General features: G+C 54.5%; 27 protein-coding genes. 14 read left to right on the plus strand and 13 right to left on the minus strand.

Annotated elements, in window-relative coordinates:
• Positions 1-110 precede the first annotated feature (110 nt).
• Positions 111-1,061, plus strand: coding sequence for a helix-turn-helix domain-containing protein (locus tag M8Q36_RS08990; protein WP_249880658.1), 951 nt, complete (start codon positions 111-113; stop codon positions 1,059-1,061).
• Between the two features lie 142 nt (positions 1,062-1,203).
• Positions 1,204-3,297 carry a ferrioxamine B receptor FoxA gene (foxA, locus tag M8Q36_RS08995; RefSeq protein WP_249880659.1) on the plus strand — a complete coding sequence of 698 codons (2,094 nt, stop codon included), beginning with the start codon at positions 1,204-1,206 and terminating at the stop codon, positions 3,295-3,297.
• A 43-nt stretch (positions 3,298-3,340) separates the two neighbouring features.
• On the opposite strand, the gene murP is transcribed toward foxA, so the two are convergent.
• Positions 3,341-4,780 carry a PTS N-acetylmuramic acid transporter subunit IIBC gene (gene murP, locus M8Q36_RS09000; protein ID WP_249880660.1) on the minus strand — a complete coding sequence of 480 codons (1,440 nt, stop codon included), beginning with the start codon at positions 4,778-4,780 and terminating at the stop codon, positions 3,341-3,343.
• Positions 4,780-5,691 carry an N-acetylmuramic acid 6-phosphate etherase gene (murQ, locus tag M8Q36_RS09005; RefSeq protein WP_249882743.1) on the minus strand — a complete coding sequence of 304 codons (912 nt, stop codon included), beginning with the start codon at positions 5,689-5,691 and terminating at the stop codon, positions 4,780-4,782. The genes murP and murQ overlap by 1 nt, the downstream gene beginning before the upstream one ends.
• A gap of 326 nt (positions 5,692-6,017) precedes the next feature.
• On the opposite strand from murQ, the gene M8Q36_RS09010 reads away from it, so the two are divergent.
• Positions 6,018-6,707 carry a hypothetical protein gene (locus tag M8Q36_RS09010; protein WP_249880661.1) on the plus strand — a complete coding sequence of 230 codons (690 nt, stop codon included), beginning with the start codon at positions 6,018-6,020 and terminating at the stop codon, positions 6,705-6,707.
• Here M8Q36_RS09010 and M8Q36_RS09015 read toward each other — a convergent pair.
• Together M8Q36_RS09015 and M8Q36_RS09020 are read right to left on the minus strand one after the other, a co-directional pair.
• Positions 6,661-7,131 carry a hypothetical protein gene (locus M8Q36_RS09015; RefSeq protein WP_249880662.1) on the minus strand — a complete coding sequence of 157 codons (471 nt, stop codon included), beginning with the start codon at positions 7,129-7,131 and terminating at the stop codon, positions 6,661-6,663. The genes M8Q36_RS09010 and M8Q36_RS09015 overlap by 47 nt on opposite strands.
• On the minus strand, positions 7,103-7,987 hold the full coding sequence (locus M8Q36_RS09020) for a winged helix-turn-helix domain-containing protein (RefSeq protein ID WP_249880663.1): 885 nt from the start codon (positions 7,985-7,987) through the stop codon (positions 7,103-7,105). The genes M8Q36_RS09015 and M8Q36_RS09020 overlap by 29 nt, the downstream gene beginning before the upstream one ends.
• A gap of 402 nt (positions 7,988-8,389) precedes the next feature.
• Here M8Q36_RS09020 and M8Q36_RS09025 point away from each other — a divergent pair, with 402 nt between their 5' ends.
• Positions 8,390-9,073 carry a FliA/WhiG family RNA polymerase sigma factor gene (locus M8Q36_RS09025; protein ID WP_249880664.1) on the plus strand — a complete coding sequence of 228 codons (684 nt, stop codon included), beginning with the start codon at positions 8,390-8,392 and terminating at the stop codon, positions 9,071-9,073.
• 223 nt (positions 9,074-9,296) lie between these two features.
• The gene (locus tag M8Q36_RS09030; RefSeq protein ID WP_249880665.1) at positions 9,297-9,755 is read left to right on the plus strand and encodes a C40 family peptidase; all 459 of its coding nucleotides are present in this window, start codon (positions 9,297-9,299) and stop codon (positions 9,753-9,755) included.
• Positions 9,756-9,757: 2 nt separating this feature from the next.
• On the opposite strand, the gene M8Q36_RS09035 is transcribed toward M8Q36_RS09030, so the two are convergent.
• Positions 9,758-11,173, minus strand: coding sequence for an aminotransferase-like domain-containing protein (locus tag M8Q36_RS09035; RefSeq protein ID WP_017457789.1), 1,416 nt, complete (start codon positions 11,171-11,173; stop codon positions 9,758-9,760).
• A gap of 175 nt (positions 11,174-11,348) precedes the next feature.
• Between M8Q36_RS09035 and M8Q36_RS09040 the strand changes: the two genes are divergently transcribed.
• The 7 genes from M8Q36_RS09040 to M8Q36_RS09070 all read left to right on the plus strand — a co-directional run bounded on the left by M8Q36_RS09040 (position 11,349) and on the right by M8Q36_RS09070 (position 16,567).
• Positions 11,349-11,510, plus strand: a complete 162-nt coding sequence (locus tag M8Q36_RS09040; protein WP_249880666.1) for a DUF1127 domain-containing protein — start codon at positions 11,349-11,351, stop codon at positions 11,508-11,510.
• Between the two features lie 103 nt (positions 11,511-11,613).
• Positions 11,614-12,207: an ATP-dependent Clp protease proteolytic subunit gene (locus M8Q36_RS09045; protein WP_502825490.1), complete on the plus strand. Its 594-nt coding sequence runs from the start codon at positions 11,614-11,616 to the stop codon at positions 12,205-12,207.
• A 126-nt stretch (positions 12,208-12,333) separates the two neighbouring features.
• On the plus strand, positions 12,334-13,383 hold the full coding sequence (locus M8Q36_RS09050; RefSeq protein ID WP_249880668.1) for a DUF1176 domain-containing protein: 1,050 nt from the start codon (positions 12,334-12,336) through the stop codon (positions 13,381-13,383).
• Between the two features lie 77 nt (positions 13,384-13,460).
• Complete coding sequence (locus tag M8Q36_RS09055) at positions 13,461-13,877, plus strand: FosA family fosfomycin resistance glutathione transferase (RefSeq protein WP_249880669.1); 417 nt, start codon at positions 13,461-13,463, stop codon at positions 13,875-13,877.
• 93 nt (positions 13,878-13,970) lie between these two features.
• A complete protein-coding gene (locus M8Q36_RS09060; protein ID WP_249880670.1) occupies positions 13,971-14,438 on the plus strand; it encodes a MarR family transcriptional regulator in 468 nt (155 codons plus the stop codon).
• Between the two features lie 4 nt (positions 14,439-14,442).
• Complete coding sequence (locus tag M8Q36_RS09065; RefSeq protein WP_249882744.1) at positions 14,443-15,510, plus strand: HlyD family secretion protein; 1,068 nt, start codon at positions 14,443-14,445, stop codon at positions 15,508-15,510.
• A complete protein-coding gene (locus tag M8Q36_RS09070; RefSeq protein WP_249880671.1) occupies positions 15,500-16,567 on the plus strand; it encodes a DUF2955 domain-containing protein in 1,068 nt (355 codons plus the stop codon). Before M8Q36_RS09065 ends, M8Q36_RS09070 begins: the two co-directional genes overlap by 11 nt.
• A gap of 88 nt (positions 16,568-16,655) precedes the next feature.
• Here the strand turns inward: M8Q36_RS09070 and M8Q36_RS09075 are convergent, their stop codons facing one another.
• The 8 genes from M8Q36_RS09075 to M8Q36_RS09110 all read right to left on the minus strand — a co-directional run bounded on the left by M8Q36_RS09075 (position 16,656) and on the right by M8Q36_RS09110 (position 22,912).
• Positions 16,656-16,892 (minus strand): putative Se/S carrier protein, encoded by a 237-nt coding sequence (locus M8Q36_RS09075; protein ID WP_249880672.1) that lies wholly within the window; start codon positions 16,890-16,892, stop codon positions 16,656-16,658.
• Entirely contained in the window at positions 16,892-17,656 is a 765-nt protein-coding gene (gene yjiL, locus M8Q36_RS09080) for a putative 2-hydroxyacyl-CoA dehydratase activator YjiL (RefSeq protein ID WP_249880673.1), read from the minus strand. Before yjiL ends, M8Q36_RS09075 begins: the two co-directional genes overlap by 1 nt.
• Before the next feature lie 9 nt (positions 17,657-17,665).
• A complete protein-coding gene (locus M8Q36_RS09085) occupies positions 17,666-18,817 on the minus strand; it encodes a double-cubane-cluster-containing anaerobic reductase (RefSeq protein ID WP_249880674.1) in 1,152 nt (383 codons plus the stop codon).
• A gap of 119 nt (positions 18,818-18,936) precedes the next feature.
• Complete coding sequence (locus M8Q36_RS09090) at positions 18,937-19,176, minus strand: DUF2164 domain-containing protein (RefSeq protein ID WP_017457800.1); 240 nt, start codon at positions 19,174-19,176, stop codon at positions 18,937-18,939.
• A gap of 16 nt (positions 19,177-19,192) precedes the next feature.
• Positions 19,193-20,473: a DUF445 domain-containing protein gene (locus tag M8Q36_RS09095; RefSeq protein WP_249880675.1), complete on the minus strand. Its 1,281-nt coding sequence runs from the start codon at positions 20,471-20,473 to the stop codon at positions 19,193-19,195.
• Positions 20,474-20,513: 40 nt separating this feature from the next.
• On the minus strand, positions 20,514-21,155 hold the full coding sequence (locus M8Q36_RS09100) for a LysE family translocator (RefSeq protein ID WP_249880676.1): 642 nt from the start codon (positions 21,153-21,155) through the stop codon (positions 20,514-20,516).
• 47 nt (positions 21,156-21,202) lie between these two features.
• Complete coding sequence (locus M8Q36_RS09105; RefSeq protein WP_249880677.1) at positions 21,203-21,973, minus strand: helix-turn-helix transcriptional regulator; 771 nt, start codon at positions 21,971-21,973, stop codon at positions 21,203-21,205.
• A gap of 42 nt (positions 21,974-22,015) precedes the next feature.
• Complete coding sequence (locus tag M8Q36_RS09110) at positions 22,016-22,912, minus strand: LysR family transcriptional regulator (RefSeq protein WP_249880678.1); 897 nt, start codon at positions 22,910-22,912, stop codon at positions 22,016-22,018.
• Between the two features lie 377 nt (positions 22,913-23,289).
• On the opposite strand from M8Q36_RS09110, the gene M8Q36_RS09115 reads away from it, so the two are divergent.
• Together M8Q36_RS09115 and M8Q36_RS09120 are read left to right on the plus strand one after the other, a co-directional pair.
• Positions 23,290-23,973 (plus strand): nucleoside recognition domain-containing protein, encoded by a 684-nt coding sequence (locus M8Q36_RS09115; protein WP_249880679.1) that lies wholly within the window; start codon positions 23,290-23,292, stop codon positions 23,971-23,973.
• Positions 23,966-24,433, plus strand: coding sequence for a YjiG family protein (locus M8Q36_RS09120; protein ID WP_020456432.1), 468 nt, complete (start codon positions 23,966-23,968; stop codon positions 24,431-24,433). The genes M8Q36_RS09115 and M8Q36_RS09120 overlap by 8 nt, the downstream gene beginning before the upstream one ends.
• Positions 24,434-24,444: the final 11 nt, after the last annotated feature.

The raw sequence follows: 24,444 nt of genomic DNA on the forward strand, positions 1-24,444 counted from the left end.
TGTGAGAATAATTCTCAACATTATTGAAGCGCATCAGGGCGAATGATAAGGTGTAGGCCGTTTCGCCCGCGCGTGGGTGAGGGTTCGACAGATAGCGATGGCTGCCGTCTATGCAAAAAAGACACTTTTCAATTGAAGACTTTATCGGGTTTGGCGAGCGTTATGGGATTGATTACCGCTTTCCGTCGCTGACAACCGGTCTTGTCAGTCAGGCGCAGCGCATTGTGATTCAAGGCGACGTTGAAGAGATGACGCTCTCTTCTGGTATCAACCTTACCCGTTCTGACATTCGCGTTCTGCAACCTTATGAAACCACCTCGCTGCATAGTTGCCCGCTCTACATGCTGGTGGTGCTGGAAGGCAGCGTGATGCTGCGCCTGAACGGGGAAGAGTTTGTCGTGCGCGCCGGTATGGCGTTTACCTCGCGCCTGAGCGAGCATCAGGTGATGAACGCCAGCCATCTGGCGGATTGCCATCTGCGTACGTTATCACTGGGCGTCGATCCGGCAAGCTGCTGGCAATCGCCGCTCCTCAGCGCACTTTTACAACAGTGGGAAGCGCACGGCGCACCGACCTTTTTATGGCAGGTGCCGGGCTTTTTACTGTCTGGTTTACAGCAAACGCAGCAAACCTCGCTGCCTGCGCTCTCCCGCCAACTGATGCTGGAAGGCGTGATGCTGCAACTGCTGGGCAACGCGCTGTCGCAGCGCATGCAAGGGCAGGAGAAACGCCGCACAATCCCATGTGGCGCGCAGCAGCGGCTGGAAAACGTACGCCGTTTGCTGGAACAGCATCCCGAAAAAGAGTACACCCTGGCAGCACTGGCGCAACTGGCGGCGATGAGCGCCAGCAGCCTGCGTGTGAAGTTCCGCCAGGCGTACGGCCACTCTATGTTTGATTACCTGCGCGACTGCCGTCTTGAACTGGCGCGTCGCTATCTGGCGGAAGGCTACAGCGTACAGCAGGCCGCGTGGATGTCCGGTTATCAACACGCCACCAACTTTTCCACCGCGTTTCGCCGTCGCTACGGTATGGCGCCCAGCGAAATCCGCGCGTCCTGATTTCCCCTGTGTAGACCAGCTTTGCTGATGCGTGCGCGGTTTTATCATCGCGCATACGTGAATCATCACTGCGCATAGCTATCGGCGAATTCAAAAAGGTAATAATTCTTATTTACAATAATAATGGCTTCTGGAGATTTTCATGTTCGCAAAAACGCGACTGGCGCTGATGATTGGCTGCATAACCGGCGGGATGAGCGTAACGGTGCTGGCACAAGAGACAACCCCCGGCAACGATACCGTGGTAGTGACTTCACAAATGCAAAGCGGCGCGACCAAGCTGGAGACCCCGGATATTGAAACGCCGCAGGCGGTATCGATTGTCACCCGTCAGCAGTATGAAGAGCAGGGGGCAATCAGCGTGCGTCAGGCGGTGAGCTACACGCCGGGTGTCTACAGCAACCAGATTGGCGCATCCAACCGTTTTGACTATATCGTGCTGCGCGGTTTTTCTGACGGTAGCCTGGATAACGTCTATCTCGACGGGCTGAAAATGATGGGCGACACCAACTCCCACAGCTCGCTGGTTATCGATCCGTGGTTCCTGGATAGCGTGGAAGTGGTGCGCGGCCCGGCATCGGTGCTGTATGGCCGTTCATCGCCAGGCGGTATTGTGGCGCTGAATTCGCGCAAGCCATCGTTTGATCCTGGTGGTGAAGTGAAGCTGTTCGCCGGAAATAACAACCAGCGCGGCGCGGCATTTGATGTCACCGGCCCGGTGGATGATAACGACCGTGTGGCGGTGCGTTTAACCGGTATGACACGCTATGCGGATTCGCAGTTTGACCACCTGAAAGAACAGCGTTACGCCATCGCGCCGAGCCTGACCTGGCGCATTACCGATCACACGCGCCTGGAGCTGATGGCTTACCTGCATCGCGATCCCGAAGGTGGCAGCCACTCCGGTTTGCCGTATGAAGGCACCGTGGTACCACACGCGGGCAAGAAAATTTCCAATACCTTCTTTGAAGGCGAAGACGATTACGACAATTATGATCGCCGCGAAAATATGGTCGGTTATAACGTTGTACACGCCTTTGACAGCGGCTGGTCGGTGCGCCAGAAATTGCGCTACCTGCACACCACTGTCGATCTGAACCAGGTGTATGCCTCAGGCTGGCTGAACGATAGCGAGCTGAAGCGGGGTTACTCCGGCTCGGATGAATCGCTCTCGGCGGTGACGCTGGATAACCAGATCGATGGCAGCATTGATACTGGCGTTATCAACCATCGCTTGCTGTTTGGCGTGGATTATCAGCGTCGCAGCAATAATGTCACCGCCTCTACGGGCGACTTCCCGGCGATCGATGCTTTCCACCCGGTTTATGGTGCCGATCCACTGTCGATCAGCGTTTATAGCCGCGAAAAGCACAAACTTGAGCAGACCGGGATCTACGCGCAGGATCAGATGTCACTCGACAGATGGCGTCTGACGCTCGGCGGTCGTCACGATCAGGTGAAGATCACTAACGTCAATAAGATCAACGACACCAGCGATACGCTGGATAAGAACCACTTCAGCAGCCGTGCAGCGCTGATGTACCTGTTTGATAGCGGTTTTGCGCCCTATGTCAGCTACTCAACCGCGTTCACGCCGACCAGCTTTACCGACGAGTACGGCAAGATCCTGCAACCGATGAAGGGCAAACAGTGGGAAGCGGGGCTGAAGTTCCAGCCGGAAGGCTCGCAAACCATGTACAGCGCGTCGGTGTATCGCATCAATCAGGAGAACATCGCCACCAAAGTGGAGCCGACCGATCCCTACCGTTCCATTGGCGAGATCGAATCCGAAGGTGTGGAACTGGAAGCGGTGGGGCAACTGACGGATAACCTGCGTTTGCAGGCGGCCTACACCTACAACGACATTCGCTACAAGAAGAGCAGCGCGCAGGAGCAGGGCAACCGCGCGGTATACGCGCCGCGTAACCAGGCAAGTGCGTGGCTCAGTTATGACGTGAAAGAGGGGGCGCTGAACGGGCTGACCGTCGGTTCCGGCGTGCGCTATGTCAATGGCATCACCTCCGATCGCCAGAACACGCACACGCTGCCGTCTTACACGCTGGTTGATCTGGCGGTGGGTTATGACCTGAGCCATGTGGGTCTGAAAGGGTTGAGCGCGCAGGTTAACGTCAACAACCTGACTGACAAACGCTATGTCGCAGCGTGTAACTCCCTCTCTTACTGCTACTTCGGTGCGGAACGCAGCATCGTCGGCAGCCTCTCGTACCGCTTCTGATGCAGAGATTTCACCCGGCTTTGCGCCGGGTGAAAGCCTGGTATTAGCTCAAATCCACGTTTTTGTGACCAAAGAACCAGGTGGCGAGAAAACCGCACACGTAGGCGACAACCACACCGGCGGCGTAGACCGCCATTCCCGTGTAGATCCCCTGACCGGAAGTCATCAACGGCAGCGCCACCAGGCCTGAAGGGCCAAACACGGTGTTGAGCCCAACCGGCAAACCGAACCAGGCGAAAGTGCCAATAAAGAAACCACCGCAGGCGCCGCCGATACAGGCCGTGACAAACGGTTTTACGCGCGGCAGCGTGACGGCGTAAATCAACGGTTCGCCCACCCCGAGCAGTCCGGGAATGATCGCGCCACGAATCTGATTGCGCAGAATCGACTCGCGCGCCGAGCGGAAATAAAGCGCGAGCGCCGCGCCCACCTGGCCACCGCCCGCCATCGCCAGGATCGGGAACAGCGAGTTAAAGCCCTGCGCATCCATCAGCGCGAAATAGACCGGAATAAAACCCTGATGCACGCCAAACACGACGGCAATCAGGAACAGCCCGGCCAGCACCGCGCAGCCGAACGGGTTGCCGTTAAGGTGCAGGAATAGCCACGACATGCCTTTAAACAGCTCAACGCCGATCGGCATGATCACCGTGAAGGTTAACGCGCCGGTAATCAGAAGCGTCAGCAACGAGGTGAGGATCATGTCGAGGTTATCCGGCATGAATTTACGGATCTGCCGCTCGATCCAGGCACCCATGATCGCTGCGATCAGCACGCCAATAATGTTGCCGCGCGGATCAATACCCATACCGAAAAAGTTATCGATGCCGGAAAAATAGCCCACTGTCGCTTTCGGATCGTAACCGAGCACAAAGAGCGCGGCGATAATTGCGCCATTCACGCCGCTGCCGCCAAAGGCTTTCTGTGCGTTGTAGCCAATCAAAATCGGCAGGAAAGTGAACAGCGCTTTGCCGAAAACTTTCATATAACCAACGATATGGACGAGCGTGGCATTTTTTTCGGCGGCATTGATAATCAGGCTTTGCTCAATCAGGGTTGCGAAGCCGAGCAGCATCCCGGCGGCGATAAAGCCAGGGATTAACGGGGTGAAAATGGTCGAAAACTTCGCCAGAAACTGATGCACGCCGCTGGTCTGTTTCGCTTTCATCTGCTGTTTGGTATCGCTGGCGATACTTTTTAGCGACGCCGCTTCCGCAGGCGCACTGACGCCGCCGGTCATTGCGCTCATCATTTCTGCCGCCGTTTGCGCTTTGCCGGGGCCAACGATGATTTGCAACTGATCCTCGCTATTGACCACGCCAAGAACCCCGGGCAGCGCTTTGAGCCCGGCGTTATCAACCAGCGCATCGTTGTTTAACGTCAGGCGCAGCCGCGTCATGCAGTTGCCGCAGGTTTTAATATTCTCTTTGCCACCCACCAATTGCAGGATAGCGGCAATAAACTGCTCGCTGATTTTGGCCATTAGTTAACTCCCGCGTGAGCCAGCGCCTGGCGAATAAACCCACCGTTATCGGCTAACAGACGAGCTGCCTGTTCAGCGTTCAGCCCGCCTAACACCATCACGATGGCGGTTTTACAATGCCCGTCGCAGGCTTGCAGCGCCTGAGTTGCGGTTTCGCTGTCGCAATCAGTCGCTTCCTTCACGATATTGATTTGCCGCTGCACCAGCTTCTGGTTAGTGGCTTCCACATCGACCATTAAGTTGCCGTACACTTTGCCGCTGCGGATCATCGCGCCGGTGGTCAGCATGTTCAGCACCAGTTTTTGCGCCGTTCCGGCTTTCATTCGCGACGAGCCGGTAACAACTTCCGCACCCACCACTGGCACGATGGCGATATCGGCGATTTGCGCCATTTCACTGCCTGCGTTACAGGTCAGCGCGACGGTGGTCGCACCGAGTTTCTGGGCATACTGCATAGCGGCAATGACATACGGCGTGCGGCCGCTGGCGGCGATGCCGACCAGGATGTCGCTAGCGTTAAAATTGAGCGCTTTAAGATCGTCAACGCCGAGCGTCAGGCTATCTTCGGCGTTTTCTACTGCCTGCAAAATGGCACGATGACCGCCGGCTATCAGACCAACCACCTGCTCGCGCGGCGTGCCATACGTTGGCGGGCATTCGCTGGCATCAAGGATCCCAAGCCGCCCGGATGTACCGGCGCCGCAGTAAATCAAGCGCCCACCTTTTTGAAAAGCCGCCACAATGGCATCCACCGCCTGGGCGATCGCAGGGATCGTTTTTTCTACCGCCAACGCCACTTTTTGATCTTCACGGTTGATAACTCTCAACATCGCTTCGGTATCAAGCATGTCAATGTCAGCGCTGGCGGTATTGCGGCCTTCGGTAGTCAGTCTGGAGAGATCAATGTTCATCAACGTTTCGCTCAACTCGGTTTCACTGTTCTTTGCCTGCTGCACTGCGGCTCAGGCACCCGGTAAGGAATAATATATTACTCATGAAATGTTTAATAAGAATAATTTATTCTTATTTGCTTATTACGCCAGAAATGTGATGCCGTTCATACGGCAATATTGCCCACAGATTTTACTTACCGGCATGTTTTCTAAGACTTAATAATTTAATGTCATTGATTGATGGGACTTTTCTTCCTGTCTGCGTTAAAAGACCCACCGGCTTTATCACTCCGTGGTCAGTCACAAACACCATTATGACGCCTGTTATCTGCAAGGATGATGCAATGCATAAGTTGAATTACGCCGTTACTTTCCCTCACTGGCAGAGCCCGCAGCTGTCGCTGCGTTGCAATTTACAGTGGCGCAGTTTTGCGAAGGTAGCGGTGCTCTTTGATATGCAGGAGGAGGCATTGCTCGGTGCGCAATGTGAAGTGCTAAGCCTGGCGGGTATAAGCGCTGAACAACTCTGGCCCGTAGCCAGAGCGTCGGGTGGCGATAGCAGACTGGCTGAATTACAGACACAGTGCATGGTATTGAGCGAAGCGCAACGACAAGGGTGGCGCAATGTCCTGCTGTTCGATGCCGGCTTTCAGTTGACGCAGGATGAGAGGGTATTCACCCAGGCGAATCGCATCTTTACGAGCCTTAATCGGCTGGACTGGCATGCGTTGCTGCTGGGCGGGCATTATCAGCATTTCTCGCCGTTGCTGGCGCTGCCTGGCATTGCGCGTGTGCATCACGCTGATCGCGCTGCAGCCTATGCCGTTAACGCCAGCTATTACCCTGTGTTATTAAATGCTTACCATCGTGCGATAGAGCATGCCGCCAGCCTTAATGAGATTTGGCCATTATTAATGGGGAAACATTGCTGGCTGGCGGTGAATCCAGGCCTGGTTAGCTGGCGTGATAACAACCTCACGCCGGTTCCTACCTGTCGTCCAGCGGGTAGAGAAAGATCATTCCGTTTTGCATAGTGACCAGCGGTACGCCATCTGGCCAAAGTTGCTGCATACGCACTTGCGAATGCATCAGTAAATCAATGTTGCTGGCAAGCAGCGGGGTGTCTGGCGAGGGGACGAAATGCATGGGGGTATAGGTAAAAATGCGTTTCTCACCCGCCTGTTTTTTCTGCACGAAGCTCCCTTCGAGTCTGAACTGAGGGTTATTCGGACTGCTGACATGGCTTACGATCGTCTCTCCAACGGTGGACAGCCGGACGTCATAAAGCTCTTTTTGCTGCTGTGGCAAATCGTAGAAACCGAATTGCTGCGTCATGTTACTGCCCGGTTTTAATGCGGGCTGCGAACGATGCCAAAAATAACCGCAGGCAGCGATAATCAGCGCCGTGACCATCAGCATCGCTCCGTACTTATGCGGTCTTGCAAGGCGCCATTTCATCGAGTTTTCTCCGCGTTTCTTCAAGTATCAATTCATTAAGCGAAGCCAAATTGGCCCGCCAGTGATAGATCTGCATCGCCAGAATATTCTGCCCACAGGTGCTGTGTAAGCGCAGAGTAAAGTTCAACGTTTGGTTATCACTTCGCGAATAGATGCTCAGGTTGATGGATTCCTTTTTTATCTGTGCATTTAAAAGGTGATAGGTATCTTTGAGCCGGTTGTAGACCGTGGCTTGATCTTGCAGACGCTCGCCAGGTTCAACGAGCGTATACAGACGAATATTGCTGTACTCGTTTTTCGCCAGCTCTTCAGGTTTCATCGTCTGGCCGTGATCGATTTTCAAATAACTGATAAAGGCGATAAAAAGCGCGACAACAAGTAATAGCGATATGACGACGCCACGGCGATAGCGCGTTGGTTGCTCAGACGTTTCATAAATCACGTCAGAAGAGTGCGGCGGTGTATTGGCTGCGTCCGCCTCTGTGAGAGATTTCTCATTATCTAATGAAATATCTTCCTGCGGGCTTTCAATCTGCTGGCAATATTCTGCATCCAGCACATAGCCCCGTTTAGGCACGGTGCGAATAATGCGTTGCTGTTTGCCGTCATCTTCCAGCGCTGCGCGCAGGGCGTGAATGGCGTTTGGCAGGCTGTTATTGCCAATAACCCGCCCCTCCCAGACCTGGTTTGTCAGCTCTTCGCGCGTAAAAACCTTACCTGGGTTCTGTTGTAGCAGATCCAGTAATTTGAGCTGGTACGCGCCCAGCCGCTTATGTTCTCCGGTGACTAAATGAATAATTGAGCCGGAAGGCAAATCAATTAACCAATTGTTAATAGCACAACAATATTTTTTCATGACAAATTTCGAGAAGCTCCATCCTGGAACAAGCGATTATTAAGGTTGTTAACAGTAATTGAGAATTAATTAACGTGAAGGCGCGTGAGCAAATCTTCTGGCCTCAGCAATCATTCCATATGAGATATTAATAATACTACTGTGCGGTAGATGAATTATACGCAAATTCATTAATTGCCGCTTTTCGGGGGATTAAGAATAGGGAATGTAGTGTATCTTTTTACACCAGTTAAGGCGGGGGGACGTGCATTACCGCTTGTTGTAACTGCTTGTTGTTAATTTGTTGTTGTTTATTTAATTAATCTTTTTATCCATTGAACTAATGAGAAAGGTCAGCCTTAAAAATGTAAAAACAGCATGCTTCTGTTTTTATTTAATAAATCTAGTCTGCACCGTTAAATAATGATGAGTGTAATTACCTCTGAAACGATAACGTTTCCCGATGAAGCGCGCTATGTCTGCGATTATTTGCCGCTGGTGCATAAAGTGGTGAAACAATTTGCCTGGCAGGCCAGCAGCGTAATGGATAAAGACGATATGCGGCAAGTCGCCCTGACGGGTTTGCTCTTTTCATTGCGTCGCTATGGACAACCGGATGCGCAATTTGCCGGTTACGCCGTCCAGCGCATTCGTGGGGCAATTCTTGACGAGCTACGCCAGCAGGATTGGCGGCCACGTCGGCTGCGCCAAAAAATGTACAAGCTCAACGACGCCATTCGTGATCTGGCGCGTGAACTTGGCTATGTGCCTAATTTTAATGAATTAAGCGAGCGGCTTTCTATTACGCCAGAGGAGTATCAGCACTATTTATTGCTCGACTCCGCCAGTGAACTGGAGAGTCTGGATAACGATCTCCATGCCCACGCGCTGGAAAGCCGCCCGCTTGAAACTGAAGTATTGAACAGCCACGCGCTAAAAAGCGCGATAGCAAGCCTGACACAGCGCGAACAGACGATTCTGGGGTTGTATTACCACCATGAATTAAGCCTGAAAGAGATTGCCTCAATGCTTGGACTGACAGAAGCCCGTATTTGTCAGCTTAATAAAGTGATAGTGCAAAAGTTACGGGCATTTTTTGACGAGTGAGTACGTTTCTCCTTCCGCTAAGGAATGAAAAATGTATTTAAAATTTTAACCCTTTATTTTTATTAGTATTAATGTTGTGAAATATTTGACTGTATCATCCATCGTTGCCCCCAGGCAGAGCGTGCTCCGCGGGTTTTTGGGGCTTTTTTTTCTTATTTTGCTTTCTGTGTTCCTGACCGGTTGTACGCAGTCTAAACCGGTTAGCCGTACACAGGCGCCAACAATGCTTGCCGAACAGCGCAAGCCCACCCGTGAAGAGACGCTCGCGGCGACGCGTAAGTCTAAAGTTGACAAGGTTGTTCAGCACCTTAAAAAACAGTTGGGTAAACCTTACGTCTTTGGCGGCGTCTCACCAGCGCGCGGTTTCGACTGTAGTGGGCTGGTGTTCTATGCCTACAACAAAGTGCTGAGTAATAAATTACCCCGCACCACCAAAGCCATGTTTCATGACAAACGCTTGATGCGGGTAAAAACCGCAAACTTGCGCCAGGGGGATTTGCTGTTCTTTCGCAGCAAATTACGCGGTCCGGTCGATCATGTCGGTGTCTATCTGGGGCATAACCGCTTTATCGAGGCGCCGCGCCGCGGGTTGAATATCCGTATCAGCCATTTTCTTGATGACTACTGGCAGGATCACTACCTTGGCGCGCGCCGTATTCTGACAGGCAAACGCGTGATCTGAACTTACGCTTCCAGCGCGTTATGAATTGCTTCGCCCAACTGCTTGATCACCTCACGATTAGCGTCGGTTAGCGGTAGGGCGCAATTCAGGCGCAGGCAGTTACGGTACTTGCCGGACGCGGAGAATAACGAGCCGGGTGCAATCTGGATTTTCAGACGACACAGCGCGCGGGAAACACAGACCATATCGACGGTTTCTGGCAACTCAACCCACAGTAGATAACCGCCTTGCGGGCGCGTCACGCAGATACCGCAGGGAAAATACTGGCGCACCCAGCAGGTGTAAGTTTCCAGTTGCTGCTGATAAACCTGGCGCATACGCCGCACATGTCGATGGTAGTGACCGTCGCGAATAAACGCCGCAACGGCTAATTGTGTTCCCGGTACATTGGTGCCGATGGCGGCATACTTTTTATGCAGCACCCGATCCAGATAACGTCCCGGCGCAATCCAGCCGACACGCAAACCTGGTGCCACGGTTTTGGTGATGGAACTGCACAGCAGCACGCGGCCATCAATATCATAGGATTTTATGGTCGTGGGGCGCGGATATTCGGCTGCCAGCTCGCCGTAAATATCGTCTTCAAAAATCACAATGTCATGGCGCTGCGCCAGCGCCAGCACGGCTTTTTTCCGTGCGTCCGGCATGATAAACCCGAGCGGGTTGTTGCAGTTTGGCACCAGAATCACGCCCTTAATGGGCCACTGTTCCAGTGCCAGCTCCAGAGCTTCTACGCTGATGCCGGTTTCGGGATCGGTCGGAATTTCGATAGCTTTAATATCCAAACCACGCAATAACTGCATCGTGCCGTAATACGAGGGGGATTCAACGGCGACAATATCCCCCGGCTGGCACACCGCCAACAAGGCGAGCGCCAGCGCCGGGTGGCAACCGCTGGCGATGACAATATCGTCGGCGCTGACCGATGCGCCGCCGTCCAGCATCAGTCGGGCGATTTGCTCACGCAGTTCACGGCGGCCCGGCAGTGTGTCGTAGCTTAAGGCATCCATCACCTGGTGTTGGGCGATACGGCTCATCTCACGCCACAGCGGTTTAAGCGTGGGCTGGGTGATGTCCGGCGCGCCGCCGCCAAACGCAGCAATCGCTTTATCGGTGCGCGCGTCCAGCAGCGTCAGCACTTCATCCCACTGCGTGACTTCCACCGGACGCTGTACCGGGCGCGACATCGCGGGCACGGGCGGTTTTGCCTTGCGCGGCGCGACAAAGTAGCCGGAACGCGGCTGGGGCGTTATCAGTTGCAGGTTTTCCAGCACCTGGTAAGCCTGTTGCACGGTGCTGATACTCACACCGTGCTCCTGACTCAGGCTGCGCACTGACGGCAGTTTTTCGCCGTGGCGATACAATCCCTGTTCAATGCGTTCTGCCAGCAGCGTGGCCAGATGTTGGTAGCGTGTCATGCTGTATCCTTAAAATTCACCATACAGATTTAAGAACCAGTACAGATTGGCGTGAAATTGGCGATTCAGACGTTGTTTTAAGCGATCTGTATGTTAAAGAAAAGTGATTTCTGAATCTGTATTGTAATGGGCGAGAACGGCGAAGATAGAGCTCTTTTCAGGCGAGGAGAGCATCATGGAATTTTTTGAAAATCGACCCAACCGCCCGTTTTTCGGGTTTGTTTTATTCTGGCGCAAACTGCAACGGCTGCGTGAGCGCGTAAAAACGCGGCGGCTGCTGCGCGCATTAAGCGACGAGCAGCTAAAAGACCTGGGGTTACGCCGCAGTGAACTGTGATAAGTGCGATAACGCGCGGAGATAACATCTTGTTATTTCCGCCCAACCGGCGTTGGGCTATGCTTAGCTCCACAACCTGAAGGGGAGAAAGCGCATGCACTTTATGAACGAAGACGACGAGAAAAAAGAGAAAGAGACCGGTAATGTCTCACAGCTGATGCAGCAAAAACTGCTGGATGCCCGCTCGATCATTATCTCTGGCGAGATCAACCAGGCGCTGACAGAAAAAGTAGTCACCCAGCTACTGCTGTTGCAGGGCATCAGCGATGCGCCGATTAAAATCTATCTCAACAGCCAGGGCGGTCATGTTGAAGCGGCAGATACCATTCATGACATGATTAAATTCATCACCCCGGAAGTGCACATCATTGGCACCGGTTGGGTGGCAAGCGCCGGGATCACCATCCTGCTGGCGGCTAAGAAAGAGCACCGTTATTCGCTGCCGAACACCCGCTTTATGATCCATCAACCTCTGGGCGGCGTTCGCGGCCAGGCAAGCGACATTGAAATCGAAGCGAAAGAGATTATCCGCACGCTGGAGCGCGTTAACCGCATGATCGCTGACGCGACCGGTCAGCCGGTGGACAAAGTGAAGCAGGATACCGACCGCAACTACTGGATGAACACCAAAGAGGCCATTGATTACGGCATCGTTTCCAGCGTGGTGAAATCCTACGGCGAACTGAATCTGGATTAAGTTTGTTAGCGACCTTGAGGCGAGAATTTTTTCTCGCCTTTTTTCACTTCACGCCCGCCAAAATACACTTCTCCCTGACACATAATTTCTGCACACTGTGCGCATTTCTCATTACGGAGTGATGGCATGAAAAGCAGTATCAAAGCGGTGCTGGTGATGACAGCAACGCTAAGTGCGCCCGTGCTGGCGGAGCAAAGCGGCGTCTCGTTTGACCATAAAGACTGGGAAGTGGTTTGCGATAACACCCTGACCTGCCGCGCCGCAGGTTACAGCGCGGAAGAAGAGTCCAGCGGTTCGGTGTTGATTACGCGAAAAGCCGGGCCAGACACGCCGGTGACCGTTGATGTGGTGCTGGCAGAAATGGACGCCGATGAAACCACGCAACAGGCAACGCTCAGCCTGTGGATCGAGGGTAAATCACAGGGCGAGATCGCTACCGAAGATAACGATAGCTGGCGCTTATCCGATGCGCAGGCGCGCAGCATGATCGATGCCGTGAAAGGTAGCGGTAAAGTCGAATTCAAAGGCGGCGCGAAACCGTTTGTGCTCTCCGGCGATGGCGCATACGCCGTGTTACTGAAATTTGATGACGTGCAAGGGCGCGTGGGCACGCCTGGCGCGCTGAGTAAAAAGGGCGATAAAGCGGAAAGCTCGGTGACACCAGCGGTTGCCGCACCGGTGATCCAGGCGGTGGAAGTGAAAGGCGGCGAAGATCGCACGCTCACCAAAGCCGAAACCGCAGCGCTGAAACCGCGTTTGCTGGCGGCGCTCACCAGCGGTAACGAGTGTGACCGCCTTGTCTCCCCGCAGGAACCGGTTATCGACGGTGATAACGACATTACCCTGACACCGCTGGATGGCAAACAGGTGCTGATCTCCACCCTTTGCTGGCGCGGGGCGTACAACGAAGGTTATGGCTACTGGGTGGTGGATAAAGCGCTGAAGGGAACGCCGCAATTTATAACTAACTCCGCGTCTGACTACAGCGATGGCGTGATCTCGTTGGGCCAGCGTGGTCGCGGCATTGGCGACTGCTGGGCTTCGGCGGAGTGGGTCTGGGACGGGAAAACTTTCCGCAAGAGCAGCGAATCCACTTCCGGCATGTGCCGCTATGTGCGTGCGGGCGGCACATGGGATCTGCCGGAATTCGTTTCGGAAGTGAAAGAGGCGAAGTAATTCGCAGCCCGATAAACGCTGCATTCCGCACTTTTGCCAGGTGCAGCGTTTTTCTTTTTCAGGCCGGAGTGCAAAGCATGTTAAACAGCCTCAACCATCTGACCCTGGCGGTTAGCGACCTTGCCCGCAGCGTCGATTTTTATCATCAACTTCTTGATATGAAACTCCATGCGCGCTGGGATAATGGCGCTTATCTCACCTGTGGCGAGTTGTGGCTTTGCTTATCGCTCGATGCGCAGCGTCAGTATGTACTGCCAACACACAGTGACTACACCCATTATGCGTTCAGCGTTGATGAGCGCGATTTCGCCCGCTTTGTCACCCGCCTTGAGCAGGCTGGCGTGGTGAGCTGGAAAGCGAACAAAAGCGAAGGCGACTCCTGGTATTTCCTCGACCCCGACGGACACAAGCTCGAAGCGCATGTCGGCAACCTTGCCCAGCGCCTGAGGGCGTGCCGCGAGAAACCGTACAAGGGGATGGTGTTTTTTGATTAGGCTTTCGCAATCTATGCTCTTTGCCCTCCTCGTTTCTTGATACTTACCATGATAACTATTATTGTACCCCGCCTGTGAAACGAGGGGATCGCGATGACTGAAGATGAACTGTTCGCCCGCCGACCGCTGGGTATGCGCATGGCGATGGTTGTGCGTCAGTGGCGCGCCACTATCGATCATGCATTGAGCGACACGGGCATCACGCAGTCGGGCTGGACGGTACTGATGCAGCTTCACCAGTTAGGGGATAACGTCTCCGTTAGCGAACTGGCGGAAGTGCAGGGCATTGAGCTGCCGCCGCTGATGCGCACGTTGACACAGCTGGAAAAACAGGGGCTGATTGTGCGTACGACATCGCCGTACGACAAGCGCATACGCCTGCTGGCGCTCACCGCGGAGGGGACGCATATGCTGGGCAAAATCACGCAAGTGATCGAAGCCTGCCAGGCGCGGGCTGCGGAAAATATTCCGCCAGCAGAGCTGCTCGCCTTTAGCGACACATTGAATCAAATCGCCTGTAATTTGCGTGTGATGCGCGAAGAAGACAACCAAACCGAATAAGAACATCATGACGCCAGAACAAAAGTTTGCCCGCTGGGTAAGGGTGAGTATTGCCTCTTTCCTGCTGATGTTTGTCTATTTTATCGTTGCCGATATCTGGATCCCGCTGACCCCGGACTCCACCGTGATGCGCGTGGTCACGCCGGTTTCCGCCCGCGTTTCCGGTTATGTCGCGCAAGTGTACGTACAAAATAACAGCCAGGTGAAGAAGGGCGATCTGCTGTTCGAACTGGATGCCACGCCGTTTAACAACCAGGTGGAAGCCGCGCAAATCGCACTGGCACAAGCAAAGCTCACCAATCAACACCTGGATGCGCAAATCGTTGCCGCGCAGGCCAGCCTGAAGACGGCGCAGCTTACCGCGCAAAACGATCGGGTGACCTTTGAGCGCTATCAGAACCTGAGTGCTACACACAATGTTTCGCAGTCTGACCTTGATAAAGTGCGCACCACCTGGCAGAGCAGCGTGCAGTCGGTGAACAATCTGAATGCCTCGATTAATGCACTGAATATTGAACGCGGCGATCGCGATGACGCCCGCAACGTGACGCTGCAAAAATACCGCAATGCCCTGCAACAGGCACAACTGAATCAGGGCTGGACGCAGGTTCGCGCCGAAGCCGATGGCACCGTAAGTAACCTGCAATTAAGCCCCGGATTTTATGCCGCGACCGGTACAGCCGCGCTGGCGCTGGTGCATGATAAAACCGATATCGTGGCGGATTTTCGTGAGAAGAGCCTGCGTCATACGCGCGTTGGCACCGATGCAGCGGTGGTGTTTGATGCGCTGCCGGGTCATGTGTTCAAAGCGCATGTCACCAGCAGCGATGCCGGGGTACTGGCCGGACAACAGGCGGTGAACGGCGAGCTTTCAGAGCCGCAAACCTCTAACCGCTGGGTGCGTGACGCACAGCGTATGCGCATCCACGTCGCGCTGGATGAATCGTTGCCGAAAGAACTCCCGACCGGTGCGCGCGCCACAGTGCAGTTGTATAACAGCGAAGGGGTGTTTGCGCGCTTCTTCTCGGGCCTGCAAATCCATCTCGTGAGCCTGTTGCACTATGTCTATTAATACGCTGGCGCGGGTTTTCACCCCTCACGGCAATATCGTTTACACGGCGAATGACTTTCGCCAGACGCTGCGCATCGTTTTTGCCGGGATGATCGCGCTCAGCGTATCGAGTTTTTATAACACCCAGTACGGCGTGTTTTACGTGGTCTACCCGGTGATGCTGTTATCGCTGGTACCGGTATTCAACCGCCATGTGGCGAAACAGTTCATCTTCAGCGCAGTGATTAACTGCATCGAAATGGTATTTATCATCGGCTATTTGTCGCGTTGGCCGGTGATCATGACGCTGGTGGTGTTTGCTCTGTACGTGATGCGTTTTCGCTTTATGAGCAAAGGCGCGCTGTTTCTGTTTGGCTCGGCGGGTGTGGTTTGTCAGAGTACGATGCTCAACTTTATGAGCTACCCCTCAAGCGACTGGCACACGCTGCTGTTTTCCAATATCGAAGCCAGCGTCATGGCGGTGGCGCTGAGTGCGTTGATGAACTATCTGATCCCGGATGTCGAGCCGCGCACCCGTCCGCCGATGATCGAGAAAAACGCCGCGCGAGTGCGCCACGAATCGCTGCTCTCCGGCACTGTGGCGACGATGATCTTTGTGGTTTTTCAACTGAGCGATCTCAGCGATTCGTTATCCGCGCTGATGGCCGGGATCTTGATCCTGTTCCCGATGCATTATCGCGGCGCGGTGATGAGCTCTGTGTGGCGCGTGGTCGGCGTGGTGCTCGCCTGCCTCTATATCCTGCTGGTGCAGTTGATCCTCTACAACCACAGTAGCCATATGCTGCTGATGATGCCGCTGATTGGCCTCGGGCTGGCGTTCAGCGCGCGGCTGCATGTGATGGAGAAAGTTGGCGCTGGCGTCGGTTTTGCCAGTGTGACCACCATCGGCATTATGTTTGGGCAGAACCTGCACCCGGACACGGATTTAGTGTTCAGCGATCTCTATCGCATCGTTTCCGTGACGGTGGCGCTGCTGGCGACGCTAACGATGATCTATCTGGTACACCTGATCCTGAATCGCTTCGACGCCACACGGTTTGTGATTGAGGAACAGTAAGCGGGAATGCGCCCGAAAACTCAATGTCTTTCGGGCGCTAAGTCATTGCGCCGCAGTGATTTTACAGGCCGTCTACAGCGCCTGCCTGTTATCCCACTCGCGTGAATTCGTCAACGTCACAGCGGTAAATTGCCTCTGTGATATTGGGTATCAGCCACTGATTGACCGCTTCCGCTTCGCTGTAAAAACGGATGCATAATCCGCAGCCGCCTTTGAGCTGGCGCGGAATATCCTGCACGCGAAAAACGATCCCCGCCGACTGCATCGCTTTGCGCGTTTGCAGCACGCCGGGTGTGGTGTGGAACAGCAATAGGTATTCCGCCATTAGCGTTTCCTCTGCCGCTGGCCGATTAACGCCGCCCCCAGCGCGCCCGCGTACTGGGCGTCTTCATGGGTAAAAACGTCGCTGGCAAGATGCCCGGCCAGCATGCGGCGGAAGGTGGCGCAGTGGCTGACGCCGCCGGTAAACAGCAACGGCCCTTGCGTGGAAAGCCGCGAGATAAAGTGCGCACTGCGGCGCGCCATGGCATTGATCACCCCGGCGAGAATCGCTTCCGGTGCGATACCTGCCGAACGCAGGCTGATCACTTCGGATTCGGCAAACACCGTACACATGCTGGTTAGTGGATGCGGCTCCACGCCGTCGGTGATGGCGTCCAGGTGCTCCACCTGCGTACCCAGCGTGCGCGAGATAACGTCCAGAAAACGCCCGGTTCCGGCGGCGCATTTGTCATTCATCAGAAAATCGGTGAGATTGCCCTGTTCATCCAGCGCGATCACTTTGCTGTCCTGCCCGCCGATGTCGATCACCGTACGTGTTTGCGCGAGCAACAAACGTGCGCCGAGGCCGTGGCAGGAGATTTCGGTGACCTGTTTATCGGCGAAATTGACCAGTTGCCGCCCGTAACCGGTCAGCGTCAGAAAGGGTTTTTCACCCAGCCCTTCGCACAGAGTTTCCCATGCCTCGACAATCGATGTCGCCGGGCGAAACGAGGTCGGGCACAGGAAGCGCCGCACAATCGTCTCGCCCTGGAGCAAAATGCCTTTGGTGGTGGTCGAGCCGGAATCAATACCCACGGTAAACGTCACGCCCGCTCCTTATAACATCTCGATAAACGCGGCGACGCGGGTGCTGAGCTGTCCGATATCCGCTGTCGAATAATCCGTTTCAATCGCCATATAGGGAATGTTGTGCTGCTGACGGACATGGCGTTTGATCGCCAGCGACTCCACCGCGTAGGTGTGGCAGGCCTGCAAAATCACATCGATAACGCCATCGGCCTGGTATTCGTCGACCATCTGGCTGAGCAGTTTCAGGCGCTCATCATTAGGGGAGATACAGGAGCAGCCGATTGCCAGATATTTGTCGGTCAGCGCGTCGTAAACATCGCCGCTCTCGTCAACGCAGCGCTCGGTCGCTTTTGCGCCGGTACAGTTTTCATAGCCCACCACCCAGCCGCCGTTCTCCTCGATGGCGCGCACCACTTTTTCCGCTGCGCCGCCAATCGGGCAACCGGTGATTAAAATACGCGGGCGAGGATCCAGCCGTTTACCCGCTTGCCACTCGTCGCGGATCCGTGCGGCCATGGTGTTAAGTTCGTCGATCAGCGCTTCTTTATCAAAACGGAAGGTCGCGCCGTACACCACTTTCAGGATATCCGCGCCGCTAAGCGCAGGCGGGTTGAGCTGCCCGACGTGGTAGAAATTCGCCAGCGCCTGGCGCTCGCGGTTTTTCACCGCGATGGCCTCGCGCAGTGCTGCTTCGCTAATCGGCTGACCAAAACGTTGCTCGATCGCCTGCTGTAAACGCAGGATTTCTGCTTTCCATAATGCGCGGGAAGCGGCGTCTGCCGCGCTGTTCGGCAACTGCATGACATGGACCGCTTTGAACTCCGCCATGTATTCATACATTTTCTTTTTGCCGTCGCAGGTGGTTTCACCCACCACCAGATCGGAAAAATAGAAGTAGGGGCATTTGTCGGTTTTGCCAAAGCCGTAGCTGCTTTTGATCAGCGGACAGAGGTTGCGCGGCAGGTCTTTTTCCGCCTCTTCAATGGTTTCATCATTGGTGGAACAGAGGGAAACCACCACCGCACCGGCGGCCATGGCAATCTCTTGCGGCATAAACGTGCAGTAGGTGCCAACCAGCGGGATCCCTTGCTCTTTGAGATCCATCACGGTGAGAAAACCTTTCTGGCGGGCTTCAGAAAACTGTTCAAAAACATCTGGCAGGGCGGTGATAAGCGACATAATTTTCCTTCCCCGTGACACGGGAGAGATTGAAAAGAGGCCGCATTATAGTCATGCAAAAAGTGTGGAGATATTGATCTCCGGCGGATGAAAAGGGGAAAAAACCGTTTTCAGTCCGGTCAGATTATTTTTTTGAGATCCATCTCTTCCTGAATGCGCTCGCTGTAGAGCGCGTGTGTGCGAATCGCTTCGTCGATGCCTGCGTTATAAAAAGCCGGGCCAATCTGTTCGGCAATGAAGTCGATAAAGAACTCGGCGTCAAACTGCTCCAGTTCCAGCTCAAAATTCTGCTCACAGTAGGCCTGCAATTTTTTGCGTAACTGCTCGCGTTCGCTGGTGGTGAGGGTAATGTCGGCCATCGTTTCTCCTGGCAAATTAGAAAGCGCTAACGTGCAGCAGCGCGGGCAACTGCGACAGTAAATAAAGGATCAAGCCGATCGTTCCGCCGACGAGCGTGCCGTTGATGCGGATAAATTGCAGATCTTTGCCGATATTCAGCTCGATTTGCTGCGACATATCCCGCGCGTCCCAGCTTTTCACCGTGTCGCTGATATGGCGGGTAAGAAACGCGGCGAACTCCGGTGCCACGCGGTGCGCGGCTTGTTCCAGATGCTCATTTAACGAGGCGCGCAGCGCGCCATCCGCCAGCAGCGTTTCGCCGAACCACAGGCCCGCGTCGGTAATGCGTTTTTGCATCCGCGAATCGTCAGACTGCATATCCGCTTTCATCCAGTTACGCAGATCCGCCCACATTTCGCCGACATAGTGGTTAAACGTCTCATCGTTTTTCAAATACTCTTTGATATTTTCTGCGCGCTCGGCCATTTCCGGATCGCTTTTCAGACTGGCGATCAGCTTCATCGTCGCGCGATCGAAAGCTTGGCGGATCTGATGCGTGCTGTCGGCATTGACATCATCGAGCAGCGAATTGACCGCCTCGGAAACCCAGTCGGCACTCTGCTCGCCCAGCCATTCAGTAGGCAGGATCTTCGCTTTCATCGGGTGCTCGGTTTTCAGCCAGCGCACAATCTGGCGGGCAATAAAATCGCGGCTACTTTGCCGTTGCAGCAGGGCGATCAATTGCGCAATGACGGTATCCAGCAATTTCTGGTGACGATTATTGCGGGTCAGGCTTTCCAGTAGCAGCGCGCTGGTTTCGGTGAGATCCACTTTGTCGATGGCTTTGTGCACCGCGCGGCGTAACAGACGCTGGATGCGGCTGTCGTCAGCCATCTCCAGAAAGCCGCTCATCACCTGCAACAGATGCACGCCCACGCGCTGGGCGTTTTCGGGCTGGCTGAACCAGACGCCAATCATCTGCGCAGGCTGGTGGCGATGAATTAACGCGACCAGCGATTGGGTATCAAGAAACTTTTCCTGCACGAACTGGCCGAGATTGTCGCCGATCCGCTCTTTATTACGCGGGATAATCGCCGTATGGCGGGCAATAAACGGGAACGGCACGCGGTGAAACAGCGCGACCACCGCGAACCAGTCCGCCAGCGCGCCGACCATCGCCGCTTCGGCAATGGCTTTCACCCCGCTTACCCAGAAGTTGGGCGGCAGGAACAGTGTGGTGATAAACGTCGCGGCCGCAACCAGCAACAACGACAGCGCCAGACGCTTGGCGCGCTTAAGTTCTGCGAATTTATTCATGGTTTAAGCATATAACCCAACGCCGGGTTCTTGCAAAAGGTTAAATCCTAAGCAGATTACGCAGCATGCTCCACCAAATCGACGTCCCGAACACCATTAACACCGCGCCTGCGACGCGCTCGATCCACCACACGCTTTGCCTCAGCCGCTGTTGTACGGCGGGTTGACCAATCAGCGATACCACGACCAGATCCCACACCAGAACGACCATCACCATCCACACGCCGCTCACCGATTGCTGGAGCAGCGTGACGTCCGGGCCGAGCAGGGCGGTCATCAGCGCAAGGTAAAACAGCGCGTTTTTGGGATTGAGCAGCGCGGAGCCAAGCCCGAGTAAAAACTGTTTCCGCAGGCTCGGGCACGGCTGACGGGTTTCATTGACGCTAAGCGTCTGCGCGCGGCTGCGCAGCAGGTGCCAGCCAATCCACAGCAAATAGACAGCGCCCAGCAGTTCAATGGCGCTAAAGAGCACCGTGAACTGGCGCAGCGCGCTCGCCCCGATAATCACTATCAGGATATAAAAGGCGTTGCCTGCGGCGATGCCCGCGCACAGCCCGGCGCTGCCGCGCAGGCGATAGCGGATCGCAAAGCCCATTAACAGAAAGAAATCCGGGCCGGGGCTGAGCAGGGCGACAAAATGTGCCAGCGCCAGCGCGGAAAACGCGGTGGGAAACAACGCCATAGTGACCTCCACAAAAAAGTGAAGTTCACTTTAGCGGCGCGTCGGCGCTATTTATTGTCGGATATTGATCGGCCAAACGCGTACTGGCGCGGCGTGGCAGCGGTGTAGTTCACAAAGGTTCGGTGGAAATGGCTCTGATCGGCAAACCCGCTCTGGTAGCCGACATCCGCCAGCGTATCGCCCGCACGCAGGCGGCTTTTGGCAAACTCAACGCGCGCGATATTCAAAAAGCTGCCCGGCGTCAGGCCGGTGTCCTGCCTGAAGGTACGGATGAGCGTCTCTTTGCGCAGGGAAAAAGCGCTGGCCAGCGCATCAAGCGTGGGCGGTTGCTGCAAATCGTGGGTTAACGCTGCCAGCACCTGCTGGCTTACGGGTCGCAGCGGCGCGCAGCGATCCGCACCGGGAGGTAAAGCGCTGAGAAGGGCATCTAGTGCCGCTGGTAATTGCGGCGAGTCGTCCCGCTCAATCAACGCCACAATACGCAAGTACAACTGGAATAACACAGGGTCGCGAATGACCTGCTGCTGGCTGTTTTCATGCGGCAGATACAGCATATGGTAGCTGCGTGGCTGCCCGGAGAGTGGGTTACAACTGTGGGGCGCGTGCGGTGGAATGACCATCAGATCGCCCGGCTGGAGCAGGTATTCCTGCCCGTTGCAGAGGCAGCGGGTTTGCCCCTCAACAATCGCGCCGATTGAAAGCTCGGCATGGCGATGGCGCTTATAGGCTTGCTGGCTACGCCAGGTGCTGCGCAGCTCAACGCCGGGTAATGCCTGCGGGCGGCAAAATGATTGCTGTATATCGCGCGTTATCGACATGCTTTGCCTCATTTGGTTGGCTTTCTGGTATACCACACCCCTTTATTTGTCGCGAAAGGCATTATGCAGAAGCCGCCACATATGGTGGGCGGCTGGCGTAAATCGCCGATCGGAGTTGCGCAGCAGGTGGCACTGAGCGCTACTGGCGATGGGATGATCGAGCGGTACAGCCGCCAGCGCGCCAAGGCGAATAGGATCGGCGGCAGCATAAGCGGTCATAAACGAGATGCCCAGCCCCGCCTGGCTTAGCCCCATCGCGGTAGAGAACTGGTTGCAGCGATACGCCGGGTGGAATTGTAAACCCTGGCTTTTGAACATGGCATTCATATGGCGTTGCAGGCCGAAGTTTTCTGTCAGGGCTATCAATGGATAGTCGACCAGCTCTTCAATGGTGATGCTTTGCCGCTGCGCGATGGGGTGCTGTGGCGAGACGACGGCACAGATTGGCCCCCATTGAAAGCTGTGGCGCTTGAGTTCCGGCGTACCGATTGGGCCAAAGGCCAGCGCCATATCCGCTTCGCCGCTGACGATGTCATTGAGCATCTCCTGCATGCTGCCCACCACAATATCGACAAAAACCTGCGGGTACGACTTGGCAAACTCACGCATTACCCCTTCGATAAAGGCGGTGATCAGCCCACCGCCAATGCGCACTGAGATTGTCCCGCCGCGCATATGGCGCAGATCTTTTAACTGGCTTTCCAGCTTTTCGCGTCGCTGGCGGCTGGCAAAATAGTCTTCCGCCAGCAGGCGTCCCGCTTCGGTTAATACCACGTTACGCCCGCGCCGCTCCAGCAGCGGGAGTTGCAGTGCACGCTCCAGTTGCGCGATCTGGCGGCTGACCACGGAGGGGTTAACACCAAGGATATCCGCCGCGCGACGGATCCCACCCTGGTTACCCACTTCATATAAATAACCCACCTGCTTGTCCTGGAACATTCGCCACATTCCTTCTCAACTGTTGACCTGAAAGCAACAATAACATCAATAAGCGGATATTTATCATCCAGATTGAATAGTGATAATCAAATTAACCGCCCTGTTATGTGAGTGAAAGAAAATGAAAAACTGAATCTGCATTTTTGCACCAAAAGGGTGCCCGATAACGGTGATAAATTATTTTATTAGGATGTTCTTAATGCTTAATTAAATAATTTTTTAGTTACTTTGCTTTTAATTCTCGGTATTTCACGGGAAGGTTTTTTGTTGCGTAATAATTCGCGGTAAAAGGTTTTTATTTTAGCGTCGGGCTATTCAGGCACGGATCCTGCTTAGTAATAAGTCATTGTCATCTGATTATTTCAAAGAGAGATGTTATGAGTGAATCGAAAACGCTGGAGCAACCCGCGAAAGAGCACGCGGAAGAGTGGAAAGTCGGGCCTGGCGCCTGGATTTCGTTAGTGATTGTTCTGCTGGTTTTTTCCGGCTTCTTTTTCAAAGTCGAGGGGATGGCGTGGCTGGGCGCGTTTGATTTTACCACGCTGGGTGGCGCGTTCGGCACGATGAAGACACCGGAAACCAATACTTTTATTGGCAGCGGTGGCATCAGCGCGAAGGCTGGTTTTCTGTTCGCGCTGTCGCTGGTGCCAACGGTCATGCTGGCGCTGGGGTTGCTGGAGATTTTTACCCATTACGGCGCGATCCGCGCGGCGCATAAATTGCTGACCCCCTTGCTTAAACCGCTGCTGGGTATTCCAGGTTATACGGGGCTGGCGCTGATTACCGACCTGCAAAGCACCGATGCCGGGGCGGCATTAACCAAAGAGTTATACGACAGCGATAAAATTACCCGTAAAGACGTGGTGATTATGGGGTCGTGGCAATATTCCGGTGCGGGCTTAATCAATAACTATTTTTCGATTGGCTCAGCGATGTTCGCGTCATTAACCATCCCAATTATTGTTCCGCTGGTTTTAATGTTTGTCCTTAAATTCGTGGGCGCAGCCGTGGTTCGTCTGGCATTAAATACTGTTTATAAGCGAGATTTTGACAATGAATAATTCCGCAAAAGTCTCTGGTAATCCGTTCGATATTTTCGTTATTGGTGCGCGTAAAGGTTTTAATATCGCCATTAATAATCTGATGCCGAATGTATTAATGGCCTACGTGATCGCCGAAATGCTCAATTTACTCGGTGTGATGCAGATTATTGGCCATCTTTGCGCGCCGTTAATGGGGCTGTTCGGCCTGCCGGGGGAAGCGATTACCGTGTTGCTCACCGCCTGGCTTTCGTCTTCTGCGGGAACCGGCGTGGCGGTCAGCCTGCTGAGCAAAGGCCAGCTTGATATGGGGCAAATCACTATTCTCGCGCCCGCCATCTTTTTAATGGGTTCGCAGCTACAGTATATGGGCCGCCTGTTGGGCGTAGCCGATGTGCCGAAGAAGTACTGGCCGTTACTGATGGCGGTCAGCATTCTCAATGCCGTAATCGCCATGCTGATTATGCGCGTTATTGCCTGAGTACCAAGGAG

The organism is Kosakonia sp. R1.Fl, assembly GCF_023516815.1.
Classification (GTDB): Bacteria; Pseudomonadota; Gammaproteobacteria; order Enterobacterales; family Enterobacteriaceae; genus Kosakonia.